The organism is Stenotrophomonas sp. Steno-Z10-BAI, assembly GCF_056393115.1.
The window spans coordinates 592977-606492 of sequence record NZ_JBWJOZ010000001.1 but is presented as its reverse complement, the minus strand read 5'-3'; the positions used below and the strand labels follow the sequence as shown (position 1 = coordinate 606492).

At 67.4% G+C, this 13516-nt stretch carries 14 protein-coding genes; 3 read left to right on the top strand and 11 right to left on the bottom strand.

Features of this window, described 5'->3' with window-relative positions; translation table 11 throughout:
- Positions 1 to 16 precede the first annotated feature (16 nt).
- Positions 17 to 1465, bottom strand: a complete 1449-nt coding sequence (locus AC06E9_RS02825) for a S41 family peptidase (RefSeq protein ID WP_478055445.1) — start codon at positions 1463 to 1465, stop codon at positions 17 to 19.
- A 227-nt stretch (positions 1466 to 1692) separates the two neighbouring features.
- On the opposite strand from AC06E9_RS02825, the gene AC06E9_RS02820 reads away from it, so the two are divergent.
- The gene (locus AC06E9_RS02820) at positions 1693 to 2163 is read left to right on the top strand and encodes a PA2169 family four-helix-bundle protein (RefSeq protein WP_478055444.1); all 471 of its coding nucleotides are present in this window, start codon (positions 1693 to 1695) and stop codon (positions 2161 to 2163) included.
- Between the two features lie 209 nt (positions 2164 to 2372).
- Here the strand turns inward: AC06E9_RS02820 and AC06E9_RS02815 are convergent, their stop codons facing one another.
- Both AC06E9_RS02815 and AC06E9_RS02810 read right to left on the bottom strand, forming a co-directional pair.
- Positions 2373 to 2537: a hypothetical protein gene (locus AC06E9_RS02815; RefSeq protein ID WP_183073690.1), complete on the bottom strand. Its 165-nt coding sequence runs from the start codon at positions 2535 to 2537 to the stop codon at positions 2373 to 2375.
- 203 nt (positions 2538 to 2740) lie between these two features.
- Positions 2741 to 3667 carry a hypothetical protein gene (locus tag AC06E9_RS02810; protein ID WP_478055443.1) on the bottom strand — a complete coding sequence of 309 codons (927 nt, stop codon included), beginning with the start codon at positions 3665 to 3667 and terminating at the stop codon, positions 2741 to 2743.
- A gap of 160 nt (positions 3668 to 3827) precedes the next feature.
- On the opposite strand from AC06E9_RS02810, the gene AC06E9_RS02805 reads away from it, so the two are divergent.
- Positions 3828 to 4508: a lysozyme inhibitor LprI family protein gene (locus tag AC06E9_RS02805; RefSeq protein WP_478055442.1), complete on the top strand. Its 681-nt coding sequence runs from the start codon at positions 3828 to 3830 to the stop codon at positions 4506 to 4508.
- Positions 4509 to 4529: 21 nt separating this feature from the next.
- On the opposite strand, the gene AC06E9_RS02800 is transcribed toward AC06E9_RS02805, so the two are convergent.
- From AC06E9_RS02800 to AC06E9_RS02790, 3 genes are all read right to left on the bottom strand, one after another.
- Positions 4530 to 5195: a DUF3011 domain-containing protein gene (locus tag AC06E9_RS02800; RefSeq protein WP_478055441.1), complete on the bottom strand. Its 666-nt coding sequence runs from the start codon at positions 5193 to 5195 to the stop codon at positions 4530 to 4532.
- Positions 5196 to 5341: 146 nt separating this feature from the next.
- Entirely contained in the window at positions 5342 to 5740 is a 399-nt protein-coding gene (locus AC06E9_RS02795) for a response regulator (protein WP_152151904.1), read from the bottom strand.
- A 122-nt stretch (positions 5741 to 5862) separates the two neighbouring features.
- Positions 5863 to 6627 carry a CPBP family glutamic-type intramembrane protease gene (locus AC06E9_RS02790; protein ID WP_478055440.1) on the bottom strand — a complete coding sequence of 255 codons (765 nt, stop codon included), beginning with the start codon at positions 6625 to 6627 and terminating at the stop codon, positions 5863 to 5865.
- Between the two features lie 153 nt (positions 6628 to 6780).
- Between AC06E9_RS02790 and AC06E9_RS02785 the strand changes: the two genes are divergently transcribed.
- Positions 6781 to 7077, top strand: a complete 297-nt coding sequence (locus AC06E9_RS02785; RefSeq protein ID WP_088432901.1) for a TFIIB-type zinc ribbon-containing protein — start codon at positions 6781 to 6783, stop codon at positions 7075 to 7077.
- 18 nt (positions 7078 to 7095) lie between these two features.
- Here AC06E9_RS02785 and AC06E9_RS02780 read toward each other — a convergent pair whose 3' ends face one another.
- From AC06E9_RS02780 to recQ, 5 genes are all read right to left on the bottom strand, one after another.
- Positions 7096 to 7608 carry an N-acetyltransferase family protein gene (locus AC06E9_RS02780; protein ID WP_478055439.1) on the bottom strand — a complete coding sequence of 171 codons (513 nt, stop codon included), beginning with the start codon at positions 7606 to 7608 and terminating at the stop codon, positions 7096 to 7098.
- A gap of 100 nt (positions 7609 to 7708) precedes the next feature.
- The gene (locus AC06E9_RS02775; RefSeq protein ID WP_478055582.1) at positions 7709 to 8641 is read right to left on the bottom strand and encodes a copper resistance protein B; all 933 of its coding nucleotides are present in this window, start codon (positions 8639 to 8641) and stop codon (positions 7709 to 7711) included.
- A gap of 221 nt (positions 8642 to 8862) precedes the next feature.
- A complete protein-coding gene (locus tag AC06E9_RS02770; RefSeq protein WP_478055438.1) occupies positions 8863 to 10656 on the bottom strand; it encodes a copper resistance system multicopper oxidase in 1794 nt (597 codons plus the stop codon).
- A gap of 104 nt (positions 10657 to 10760) precedes the next feature.
- Positions 10761 to 11156, bottom strand: a complete 396-nt coding sequence (locus tag AC06E9_RS02765; protein ID WP_478055437.1) for a CopL family metal-binding regulatory protein — start codon at positions 11154 to 11156, stop codon at positions 10761 to 10763.
- 94 nt (positions 11157 to 11250) lie between these two features.
- A complete protein-coding gene (gene recQ, locus AC06E9_RS02760) occupies positions 11251 to 13056 on the bottom strand; it encodes a DNA helicase RecQ (RefSeq protein ID WP_121039083.1) in 1806 nt (601 codons plus the stop codon).
- Between the last annotated feature and the right edge of the window lie 460 nt (positions 13057 to 13516).

Here is a 13516-nt window from a genome sequence, read left to right as displayed (position 1 = left end):
CCGCCGCGGCCCGCATTCAATGCAGCGCGATGTCGCCGATGAGCGTATCGACCAGCCGCTGCGCGCGGGCCCGTGCGCCTTCGCCACGACGCGGCGCGACCGGCAGGTCCGGGCGGATGCCGGCCACCTCGTCACTGCCATCGGCACGCAGGCGCACGCAATTCGGAACGCGCAGGCGCAGATGCGAATGGGGCAGTTCAGGCATCGCCTGCGCACTCATGAAGCCGCAGCCGTACCCTCCGCTGTGCGCCCCGACGATGCGCGCGATGTGGTTGTCCTGCATCCGCGCCGCGAACATCTCGGCGGAGGACGCCGTCTTTGCATTGGTGAGGACATATACCGGCCCCTTCCAGGCGCCCCAGTGCTCGCGCAGATCCTGTGACCAGTCCAGGCGGTGCGCGATGAGGAAATCATCGAGGGTGTCCACGGCAGGGCTCGGCAACGGGCCCCCGGAGGTACCTGCGGGCACCAGGCGCCGGCATGTGGGGCCGTTCCAGTCGTGCTGTACCCGCCAGGCCCATGACAGATCGCAGGCCGGCAGCGCCGTGGCCCGCCGCGACGCCTGGAACGCCTGCCGCTCCGTAGTGAGCAGCCTGCGGGCTGCGGCGTTGGGGCGGTGATTGCGCAGTGCGTCGTCGAGCCGCTCGTATTGCTCGTCCAGATAGGGCTTGCCGGCCGGGGACTGGCTGACCTGGAGCACGGCGGAGGCAACCGGCTGCGGGGTGAACAGCCGGGTCAGCGTATCGCCACTGTCGTCGCCCCCCGGGTTGTCGCCGACATCCACCAGCACGGCGTCCACTCCGTCCTGTTGGAAACGCCGCAGGCTGGCGGCGATCACCGCGACCCAGCCCCGGGCCAAGGTGCCGCGCATGTCGTCGGTGGAGTCCGCATGCCGCAGTTGCGGCCACAGCGCGTGGCAGAGGCCCGGATAGCGCAGGGCATCGAACTCATGCAGGCGCAGCAGACCCACCGTGTGGCCATCCGGCAGCGAGAGAATGCCGGCGCGCAGCACAGGATCGGCGTCGTCGTTGAGGGGGTGGTAACCGGCCAGCGTTTCCAGCGGCAGGCTGAAATCGTGCCGGCCTTCATCGGCCACGCCGAGCGCGGCACACCCTGCGCTCGCGCCCAGCGTGCGCGGGTCCACAGCAGTGGGCGAGGCCGTGTCGGACGCCTGTTCAAGCGGGTCGAGCAGGCTGAGGTGACCATCCTGGAACCCGGCCAGGAAAGTGCGCAGGGCTTGGCGCGCCTGCGTATCCGTACGTGCTTCAGCCAGCGCACGCCGCGCCGCGACATCCAGTGCGCGAAGTTCCACACCGCTTTGTGGCGAGGCGGCCCATGCCAGATGCGCGTAGTCCTGCTCCAAGGCGCGCTTGAGCGCCACATGGTCGGCCTGCCAGACGCTGCGATCGAATGCCGGCGCGGCAACGGATGCCCCCGGTGCGGCGACACCCAGCATCGCGAGCATGAATACAGTGCCACTTAACCCTGCCATACAGCCTCCTTGCGACCCGGCGCAGTGCCGCACGGGGCAAGGGTGACGGGATCCGTGTGTGCGATCGACTCCGGTCGATCGTAGCCAATGCGCGTGTTCCCCGGAAGTCCCGGTATCGCATCACGCTACCGTCCCCACGACGCGCGCACGATCAGGCGATCCCCGGCCACAGTGGGCCCACGATCCCACGGAGCGCTGTGATGAGTACCGTCCAATCCGGCCACGCGATACGCGAACTCAACCAGATCATCGGCATCGCGCGTGACGGCCACGACATCTACGCCAGAGCCGTCGCCGACGATGGGACGCAGGATCCGCAGTTGAACGCGCTGATGATGCGGATGGCCGCAGCGAAAATGCAGGTCATCGATGGGGTCACGCGGCTGGTGCGCGACGCCGGTGGCCAGCCCTCCCGCCACCGTACCCTGGCCGGCAGCCTCCGTGGCGGCTTTGGCAGGTTGGGTACCGTACTCGGGGATGCGGACATCCAGTACGCCAGCGAGAGCCAGGCAGCTGAAGCGCGTCTGGTGAGGGCACTCGAAGTGGCCGCGCGCGATGGCGCACTGACGGCACATGCGCGACGAACGCTCAACGGCATGCTGCTGGAGACGCGGCTCGGTTGGGACGACATGCGCCAGGAGGTAGATGACCTGCGGGGCCGGGATGCATAGTCACCCACACCGTTACCCACACCTTCAAGGAAGCACGCGCATGCGCAGCGTCGCGAATCAACAGCGTCGCGAATGAGCTTCGTAGTGAAGGATGCAGGAGATTGAAGGACGCGAGACGTTGAAGGGTGCGGGATGGCGCCGAGTGCGCCTGGTCGCCGTCTGCATGTGAGGGCTGCGCGGATGCGCAGCCCCACCATGCGGCAGAGCGATTACTTCTGCTGCGGCTTGTTGCCTGCGTCAGGGGCGTTCTTGGTGTCCTGTTCCTGCTTCTGCTGCTTGGCCTGCGCGTCCTTGCGGTCCTGTTCGGACTGCGGGCCTTTCTGTGCAGCAGCAGCATTCTTGACGTTGTTTTCGTTGTTCTGCATGTTGGACATGGTGTGACTCCAAGGCGACGTGATGTCGCAACCCCAGCGTGGACCTGCCGCTGTTACGCGAGGGTCGCACTGGGATGAGCATCGGGTCAGGGTAGTCTCATGACCAGGTGCTACACCGCGTGGGCGTGACCACCCACCGCGCTGCTGGTCCACAACGTGCCTTCATCCCCGGCGCCGAGTTGGAGGCTGCGGCCGTCGATGTATCAGGATTGGCAGAGTGTCCCGCAATGGTCGCTGCTGAACGCGGCAATGGCCTGCTGCAGGAGCGGAACCTCGCTTGGGTCCACCTGTTCCAGCGCTTCCTTCAACGCCTCGCGCACCGGCTGCCGTTGCGCGGGCTGCAGCATCTGCGCGTAAGGCGCCGCCGTCTCCGCCAGCGCACCGACCAGGGTCCGCTTCAGCGTGCTGCCCGCCGGCTGGGCACGCATCACCTCCAGCATCTCCAGATACTGACGTTGCGCATTGCGGCGAAGGGTGTCGGTGCCGCCCGGTCCCAGACCGGCGAGCTCTGCGGGCGTTGCAACGGTCAGCCACGTATCCACCAGTGGCTGCATCCGTGCACCGCACTGGAGCAGATACGGCAGCAGCAGGCCCAGCGGTGCCTGGAAGCGCTCGGCGTTGTGCTTGCCTTGGCGGGCCTGCTCGCCGGAATGGAGGAGCACCGCGGCTGGCATCGCACCCATGCCGAACTGCATCAACCGGGTGGACAGCGTTACACCGTACTGGCACGCGTTGGTCAGCAGCCCCAGGTCCGCCGTCGCGTAGTCCGGCGCCAGGACGTCGGTCGTGTTGGTCACCGCCGCCAGCAGTTGCATGGCGCGTGGGCTGTCGAGCTGCTCCGGTGCGTTGTCGGCGTCGGCTTGCTGCAGCATTTGCAGGTAATCGCGCGTGGCTTCGTACTGCGCCATGAACTGCGGCGGTATGTCATCGGCACCTGCGGGCGAGGCGACCAGCAACATAACGAGGAGGGCCGCGCCCAGCGGTGTCGGTGCAGGCGCACGCGCCGGCCATGCCAGTCGTCGCGTGAGAGAAGAAAACGGGCTGCCACTCATCCGGGGCATGGTCCTTGGATCGATTCGGGCATGGAGCGTAGGTGAGCCGGGGCAGGGCGGCAACCCGGTGCGCAGCATGCCTCGCCGGGGCATCCTGCGGGTGCCCGGCAATCGGTTGTTCTCGAATGACGGTGAGCAGAGATGCAGGCGTGGCCATGAGCGGTCTGCCTGTGCACACCGCAGAACCGCTTACGGGGGCACAATAGCCAGTCATTCGTTGATCGATGTTGGAGGTGCCATGAACCGTTTCGTCCTGCTGGGTGTGGGGGCGCTTGCGCTCGCGGCCTGTTCCAAGCCGGCGCCGTCCGATACCGCGACTCCGGCAGAGCCGGCCGCGCCGGCCACGTCGGCCCCTGCTGCCAGCGCGCCCGCCGCCCCCGACAGCCCGACCCTGCAGCCGCCGTCGTTCGATTGCACCAAGGCGCAGTCCCAGGCGGAGACGCTGGTGTGCGGCGACGCGCGCCTGGCCGCACTGGATCGCCAGCTGGCCGCGCTCTACAAGCGGGTGCAGACCAGCCCGGACGAGCTGGACATCGCGGCCGAACAGCGGGGCTGGATCAAGGGGCGTGATGCCTGTTCGCGCGCGGTCGATCCGCACCGTTGTCTCGTGGAGTCTTATCAGACCCGGCTGGTCGAGCTGACCCTCAACGCTGGCGGCATCCAGGTGCCGGCGAAGGTCGAGTACCGCTGCGATGACAACAGCAAGCCGGTGACGGCGGTGTTCTACAACGACATCGACCCGACCGCGGCCGTGGTCAGTTGGGGCAACGATCAGGCGATCGTGTTCCCGGTGCCGGTGACCCGTGAGGAAAACAACGGTGGCCGCTGGGGGCGCGAAGGTGTCGACCTGCGGATCCACAACGACCAGACCACGCTGGAGTTCTACGGCACCACGCTGCAGTGCCAGATCGCCAAGTGATGGCGGCCATCGCCGCGTAGCTCAAGGCACGCGGCGGTAACGCACCTCGTTCTGGCGGTCGCCCACCTCGGTGGTGACGAAGCCCTCGCGGCTCTGGCTGATGTCGAACACGCTGCTGCCGACGTTGAGCTGGCCGCCATTGACCCAGCCATTCAACGACTGCCCACGCGTCTGTGCGCTCATGCGGCCTTCGCTGTCGATGCGCATGCGGATGTCGGCGTTGAAGGTCGGGTTGTAGCCCTCGAACTCGCCGATCATCCAGTTGGGCACGTAGGACGTGTGGCGTGCGCCCTGGTAGTTCTCGTCGTCGTAGCGCGCGTCATCCTTGTTGGCGTTGTGGGCCAACGCGCCGAGAATCGCCGCACCGATCAACACGCCGGCGGCGACCTTGGCGTCGTGGTTGTCATCGTCATGGCGGTCATCGCGATCGCCGCCGCCGTGCACCCGGAACGAGGCGCGGCAGCCATCGTCGACCCACACCTCGCGGCGGTCGTAGTCCCAGTTGCGGCCCTGGCGGCAATCCGCACCCGACAGTTTGCGGTCCAGAGTGACGTAGCCGGCGCGGGGCAGGGTGCAGGACTGATACCGGTTGTCGCGGCTCTCACAGGTGACGAAGTCATCCGCGCGTGCGTCGTCCAACGGCAGCATCAACAGCAAGGGCGTGGCCAGCAGCATACGGAAGAGCATGTCGTCGATTCCGGCAAGGAAAAGGAGCGCGTCGCATCGTATGGGAAGCGGGAGACCCCTGTTCCCGGCACCGACGATGGGCACGCGGACATGAAATCCGGATGAAGATCACTGAGCTGCGCCCGGACGGCCGCCGGCGACTCGCCTCAGGCGCAGGCGGCCAGCGGGTGCTGGAAGCAGGCACGGATCGCGTCGAGCAGCTCGCTCATGCTGTAAGGCTTGGGCAGGAAGTGCATGCCCGGGCCGAGCTGCGGCACCACCACGGAGGGCTCCAGGCCCGAGGTGACCAGCACCGGCAGCCCGGGCTGTTCCTGCTTGACCCGATGCGCCGCCTCGATGCCACTCACCGCGCCCAGGCAGACATCGGTGAACACCAGATCGAAGCGCTCGCCGGCCTGGAGCAGGCCCAGCGCGGCTTCGGCGGAACTGACCGCCACGACTTCGCACGCCTGGCTTTCCAGGGCCATGCGGCTGAGCTCACGGGTGTCTTCGGTGTCTTCGATCAACAGCACGCGGGGTTCGGGATGGTGTTTGGACAACAACATGGAGCGTGGTTCCTGCTTACCCCCGGACAGGGGCGCGCAAGTATCGCGGGGCGATGGTGAGGAGATCGTCGACGGCGCCGAAATGCCCGGTGAACCGGCCGTGCTGCCCGCGTCAGCGCGGGTCAGGCGAGGGCGAGTGAACGTTTTCGACGACGCTGCCAGGCCCAGACCAGCCCGACCGCCAGGCCCGCCGCCGACAGGCGCAGCACCGTCGCCGGCCAGCCGACGGCGGTCGCCTCGGTGATCACGAAGACGTTCCAGGCCAGGTTGAGCGAGACGTGCAGCGCCAGCCCGCTCCACAGGGTGTAATCGTCCAGCGTATTGAGCCCGGCGAACACCAGCCCGCCGATGCCGGTGATGGCGAACACCTGCAGCGCCATGCCGCCGCCGCCACCGAACGACCACCAGTGGATCGCACCGAAGATCACCGCCTGCACCAGCGCGGCGGCCAGCCACGGCCAGCGTTGCTGGCGGTGCGCGAAGATGAAGCCGAAGCCGCGGAAGATGATCTCCTCGGCGAGCGGGAACAGCACGCCGAGCATCAGCAGGGCGAGCAGGTCCTGGGTGGGATTCACACCGCCCAGCCACCACAGGCCGAGCCAGCATGGCAGGGTCGCCAGCAGGGCCAGCGCCGGGCCCTGCCAGCCATTCCAGCGCAACCCGAGCAGCGCGTGCAGGCGTTGCCCGGGGCGCAGCAGCAGCGCAGCCACGGCCAGCACCAGCAGCACGCCCAGGCCGTTGTCGAGGATGGCCCCGCCATAGGGAATCGGCAGCGTCGGAATTGGCGTGCCCAGCCACGCGGCGAGGTCGCGCAGATTGATCGACACGGCCAGGGTCAGCACCACCACGAAGGTGGCCAGCCAGGTGCGCAGGCGAAGGGACGGCATGGGACGCTCCATATCCAGGGACGGCGTGGATTGTTCGCCATTGCCACACCAGCAGCATGGGGCATAGGTCGGGGGGCCATCGGTCATGCCCGCGTTGCACCACGGTCAGGTGCGACCGGCTAGAGTGCGGCTTTACCCCTTGGACGACCGCCCATGCAATGCCCCGTATGCAAGACCCAAGCGCTGCAGATGTCCGAGCGCCAGGGCATCGAGATCGACTACTGCCCGCAGTGCCGTGGCGTGTGGCTGGACCGAGGCGAGCTGGACAAGATCATCGAGCGCTCGGCCGGTGCCGCCGCACCCGCGCCGGTGCGCGCGGCCGCACCGCCGCCGCCGGCCGCCGTGCAGCACCGTGACACCCGCCACCTGGGCCAGCAGCAGTACGGCGACCAGCAGGGCTACCGCAAGAAAAAGAAAGAGAGCTTCCTGTCGGACCTGTTCGACTTCTGATGTACGCCTGCGCCGCGCTCAGGCGCGGCGCAGGATGAATTCCCGGTCGACGCTGTCGCCGACCGGGAAACCGTATTCGCCCACCTTGCTGCAGCCATAGCGCGCATAGAAGCGCTGCGCACTAACGTTCCCGGACCACACGCCGATCCACAGCGTGCGCCGCTGTGGCTGATCGAGCCACGCCAGGAAGGCGTCCATCAGGCGCGCGCCGTGGCCGCCACTGTGGTGACTGGCGAGCAGGTACAGGCGTTTGAGCTCGATATCGCCCTCGGCGGCATCCGCATGGGGCAGGCTGTTGGGCCCTGCGGCGAGATACCCCACCACACGTTCCCCGGCTTCCAGCAGCCACGCCGCGTTGCGTGGATCGGCGAGCTCATCACGCTGCGGCTCGACCGAATAGTGGCTGTGCAGGAACGCGTGCAGATCCTGCGGCGGGTAGGAATCGCCGAAGGTTTCGGTATAGGTGGCGATGGCGATCGCCGAGAGGGCGTCGGCATCGGCAACGGTGGCACGGCGGAGGGTCAACATCATGGCGCAAGGCAGGCAGGTGGGGCCGGCAGCTTACGCCATCGCCTGGGGTCGGCCGTGGTTCCGGGTACGTCGGTACCCGGAACCTGTCATGGCTGCTGGATCAGAACCAGACGCGCACGCCCGCCACCCAGCGGGTATCGCGCGCACGTTCGCCGGCTGCTTCGTGGTAGTCGGCGGTATCACCGAACAGCCGCTCGTGGCTGATGCCGATGTAGGGCGCGAAGCGGCGGCTGAACTCGTAGCGTAGCCGCAGCCCGGCCTCGAGTTTGTTGAGGCCGGCGCCATTGCCATACGCCGGCTCGTCCTTCGCCGAAAAACTGGCTTCCACCAGCGGCTGCAGGATCAAGCGGTTGGTCAGCAGCAGCTCGTACTCCACTTCCACCGTGGCCGCGAACTGACCGCCTTCGCCGACATACGCCGTGGCCGAGGTCTCGAACTTGTACGGCGCCAGCCCCTGGATGCCGAACGCCGCCCAGGTGCGTGAATCGGCCGGGCGGAAATCCTGCTTCACGCCGACCAGCACGTCCCACCACGGCGACACGCTGCGGCCGTACATCACCTCCAGATCGGCCGAGCCGGTGCGGCCGTCGCTGCGCTCGCCTTCGCTGCGCAGCCATAGCCTGTTGATGTTGCCACCCACCCAGCCGCTGGCCTCCCATGCCTGGCCGGTGCCGTGCTGGCCGTCCCAGTGTTCGAGGCGGTTGACCAGCAGCAGGCTGTGGATCTCCGGCGCATGCTCCATCGCGCCGTGGTCGATCGGCGGGAACGCGGCGAGGCGGTCGGCGGCGGTCACGACAGGAATCGGTTCGAGCGGTTCGGTAGGGGCAGCCGGCTTCGGCGTGCCATGGCCCATCGCGGCGTGGTCCATCGTTGAATGGTCCATCGTCGCGTGGTCCATCTGGTTGTGATCGGTGCTGCCATGGTCCATCGTCGCGTGGTCCATCTGGTTGTGATCGGTGCTGCCATGGTCCATCGTCGAGTGATCCATCTGGCTGTGATCGGTGCTGCCATGGTCCATCGTCGAGTGGTCCATCTGGTTGTGATCAGCGCTGCCGTGGTCCATCGTTGAATGGTCCATCTTGGTGTGATCCATGCTGCCGTGATCCATCGGGCGGTCATCCGCCGGTGGTGTGTCGGCTGTGGTTGTGGTCGGCGCCGTGGCATGGCCGGCATGCGACTGTGCCCAGGCCGGTGCGGCCAACGCCAGCAGCAGGGCGGCGCTCAGTGCGGACAGCGCGGTGAGAGGAGCGCGGCTCATTCTTCGATCCTCACTTCGCGCATCATGCCCGCTTCCATGTGGTACAGCAGGTGGCAGTGGTACGCCCAGCGCCCAAGCGCGTCGGCACGGACGCGGTAGGTGCGGCGGGTGCCCGGCGGCATGTCGATGGTGTGCTTGCGCAGGTGGAACGCGCCGTCCGCGTTTTCCAGATCGCTCCACACGCCGTGCAGATGGATCGGGTGCTGCATCATTGTGTCGTTGACCAGCACGATGCGCATGCGCTCTCCGTAGGTCAGGCGCAACGGTTCGGCGCTGGCGAACGGGATGCCGTCGAAGGACCAGCTGAATTTCTCCATATGGCCGGTCAGGTGCAGCTCGACCTCGCGGCCGGGATCACGCCCATCGGGATCGTCGAACAGGCTGCGCATCGCGCCGTAGGTGAGTACGTTGCGGCCGTTGTCGCGCAGGCCGATACCGGGATCATCCAGCTTGGGCTCGGTGGCCATGCTCTGCATGTCCACCAGCGGGTTGCCCTGCTCGCTGGCCGGGTGACGCGGCGCTTTGGGATCGGCACCGTGCGCACCGTGGCCCATGCTGGCACCGCAGCCGCCTTCCATGCCCTTCATGTCGTGGCCTGCCATCCCGTTCGAGGCATGGCCCATGTCGTGGCCCATGTCACTCATGGTCAGCAGCGGGCGCGGGTCGCGGGCGGGAATCGGCGCCTGCAGGCCGTGGCGTACCGCCAGCGTGCCGGCGGCATAGCCGGTGCGGCCCATGTCCTGGCAGAAGATCGTGTACGCGTCCTGGCCGCTGGGTTCGACGATCACATCGAAGGTCTCGGCCGGGGCGATGCGGAATTCATCGATGCTGACCGGGTGGATGTACTGGCCATCGGCGGCGACCACGGTCATCTTCAGGCCAGGGATGCGCACGTCGAAATAGGTCATCGAGCCGCCGTTGATGAAGCGCAGCAGCACCTTTTCGCCACTGCGGAACAGCCCGGTCCAGTTGCCGGCCGGGGCGGTGCCGTTGAGCAGGTAGGTATAGGTGTGGGCGTTGACGTCGGAGATGTCGGTCGGCGTCATCCGCATCCGCCCCCACATGCCGCGGTCGGCGGTGGCGGCGGCCCAGCCGTCCTTGCGGACATCGCGCAGGAAGTCGGGCAGGGTGCGCTTGTAGTAGTTGTCGTACTCGGCGAGCTTCTTCATGCGCCGGAACAGCGCACCGGGGTCCAGGTCGGTCCAGTCCGAGAGCAGGATCACGTGCTCTCGGTCGGCGTGATACGGCGCCGGCTCGAGCGGGTCGATGATCAGCGCGCCGTACAGGCCGGCCTGTTCCTGGAACATGGAATGGCTGTGATACCAGTACGTGCCCGACTGCTTGAGGGTGAAGCGGTACTGGTAGGCCTCGCCCGGGGCGATGCCGTTGAAGCTCAGGCCGGGCACGCCATCCATGTTGGCCGGCAGCAGCAGGCCGTGCCAGTGGATGGAGGTGGGGTGGCCCTGCAAGGTATTGGCGACCCGGATGTTGACCGTCTGGCCTTCGCGCCAGCGCAGGATCGGCGCCGGAACGCTGCCGTTGACGGTGATCGCCGGGCGGGTGCGGCCGGTGAAATTGGCCAGCGATTCGCCGATGCTCAACTGCACGTCGTGGTGGCTGAGCACCTGCGGGGCAGCGGCCAGGCCGGGGCCGGCGGCGGCGAACGCACGCGGGCTCAGGCCGGTGGCGGCCAGGCCGGCGACCACGCCGCCAGCAGCGACGCCCTGCACGAACAGGCGCCGCGACGGCATGGGCGGGGTGCCCGTGCCGGGTGTTTTAATGAAAGACATTGCAACTCCGGATCTGATTCGAATGGCACACGCGGTGCCGTCAACGCACGCACACCGGGGCATGCGCGCAGAGCATCAGGCAGGCGCTCGCAGAGCGCGGCGGATCAGGCGATCGGAGGGCGGGTGATACGGTCCAACGGCGGTGTCGGCAGGGTGGGAGGCGTGGTGTTCGGCGGCGACATCGACACCGGCGGCGGGGTCGCCAACCAGGCGACCTGGACGGTCAGGCTGGGTTGCTGGGCGCAGCTGCGCAGGCAGTCCTTGATCTTGCAGTGGTCGCCATCATGCGGTGCCTGCACGCCGGTGTCGGCGGTGGCCATGGTGTGGTGATCGTGTGCGGCGGGCATCGGCGCGTCGCCATGGCAGGGCGGTGCCGCGCTGCCGGCCACGGCCGGTTCGGCCAGGGCCAATGCCATCGGGCCGGCCATGGCCACGTTCAGCCCATTGAGCAACAGGCTGAGCATCAGGACGACTCGCAGGAGCAGGCCACTGGCGGACATGGGGCTCACCTTACTGCCAAACCCTGGCGGCCGCACCCGCGGCTGAACGCAGGGTTCAACTCTGGAGCCGGGTCTGACTGAACGCGCCGGGGCATCAGCCTTCCTCGCGCACGATCTCGACCAGGCGGTCGCCGTAGCGGGCCAGCTTGGTGCCGCCGATGCCACCGACCCGGCCCAGGGCGTCAACGCTGGTGGGGCGCTGTTCGGCGATATTGCGCAGGGTGCTGTCGTGGAAGATCACGAAGGCCGGCACGTTCTGCTCGCGCGCGAGTTCGGCACGCAGGCCACGCAGCGCATTGAACAGCGCCAGATCCTGCGGCAGCACCGACAGGCCGGTGCGCTGGCCGCTGCGGTCACGCTCGCGGGCGGCCTTGGGTGTTTCGCGCCGCATCATGACCTTGCGCTGGCCCTTGAGCACCTCGCGGCTGCCATCGGTCAGGCGCAGGCCACCGTACGCGCTGCTGTCCACCTCGAGCAGGCTGGAGGCGACCAGCTGGCGGAACACGCTGCGCCAGCTGCGGGCATCCAGGTCCTTGCCGATCCCGTAGGTACTCAGCTCGGTATGCCCGAACTGACGGACCTTCTCGTTGTCACCGCCGCGCAGGATGTCGATCAGATGGCCGACACCGAAGCGCTGCCCGCTGCGGTAGACGCAGCTCAGCGCTTTCTGGGCGGCGACGCTGGCATCCCAGGCATCCGGCGGCAGCAGGCAGTTGTCGCAGTTGCCGCAGGGTTGGGGATAGGTTTCCCCGAACCCGGCCAGCAGCACCTGGCGGCGGCATTGCATGGATTCGCAGTAGCCGAGCAGGTGGTCGAGTTTGGACCGTTCGAGCGTTTTGCGGTCTTCGCCGGCTTCGGACTGTTCGATCATCTGCTTGAGCAGCACGACGTCGCCGAGCCCATAGCAGAGCCAGGCTTCGGCAGGCTCGCCATCGCGCCCCGCGCGGCCGGTTTCCTGGTAATACCCTTCCATCGATTTGGGCAGATCGGTATGCGCGACGAAGCGCACGTCCGGCTTATCGATGCCCATGCCGAAGGCGATGGTGGCGCACATGACGATGCCATCCTCGCGCAGGAAGCGGCGCTGGTTGGCGGCGCGTACCTCGGCGGGCAGGCCAGCGTGGTAGGGCAGGGCGTTCATGCCCTCCTTGCACAGGAATTCGGCGGTTTCTTCCACCTTGCGCCGCGACATGCAGTAGACGATACCGGCTTCCTGACGGTGGACCTTCAGGAAGTCCAGCAGCTGGCGCTTGGCGTTGTCTTTCTGGACGACGGTATAGCGGATGTTGGGCCGGTCGAACGAACTGACGAAGTGCTGGGCGTTGGTCAGGTCCAGGCGTTCGGCGATTTCGCGCTGGGTCGGCGGATCGGCGGTGGCGGTCAGCGCGATGCGCGGGACGTCGGGCCAGCGCTCGTGCAGGACGGTGAGCTGGCGGTATTCGGGGCGGAAGTCGTGGCCCCACTGCGAGACGCAATGGGCTTCATCGATGGCGAACAGCGCGATCCGGCTGCGCGAGAGCAGCGAGAGGAAGCGGCCGGTCAGGAGTCGCTCGGGGGCGACGTAGAGCATGTCCAGTTCGCCGGCGACCAGTTCGCGCTCGACCCGGGCGGCGGTTTCGCCATCGAGGGTGGAGTTGAGGTATTCGGCGCGGACGCCGAGCTGGCGCAGGGCTTCGACCTGGTCCTGCATGAGGGCGATCAGCGGCGAGATGACGATGCCGGTGCCGTCGCGGAGCAGGGAGGGGACCTGGTAGCAGAGCGATTTGCCGCCGCCGGTGGGCATGAGGACGAGCGCGTCATTGCCGGCGGCGACATGCTCGACGATCGCTTGCTGCGGACCGCGGAATTCGTCGTAACCAAAGATGCGGCTGAGCAGGTCGTGCGCGGGGCGGGAAGACATCGCGCTAGTTTACCTTGCCCAGGCTACGGGCCGTGTCCTCTGATGCCGGATCGGCGTGTAGGGATGCCAGGAGCCAAGGCATCAAAGCCTCAAGGCCTCAAAGGCAGAGGCTCAAAGCGCCGGGCGTTCCGTCTTACGGGTTTGGCGCGGTGTGGGTGGGCCTGCAGGACCCGCCGTGAACCCGTCCATGGGGGCTCGTAGTGCGCCATCCATGGCGCCCAACGGTCCTGCAAACCCACCCACACCGCGCCGTCGACACGTGGCTGGTGTCCAGAGGAGAGCCAAGTCAAGGGCCGCTCAAGAGCCGGTCACGAACCAGTCAAACGCACACAGGCGCCAATCGGCGCCTGTGGGTTGTTGCCTGTTGCATCTAGACGTTGCATCTCGACGGGGTGACTTGGCTACTTGCGGCGGGCTGCTTTGGCTTGCCCCACCGTCCATCCAGATCTGTCTGGCGAGT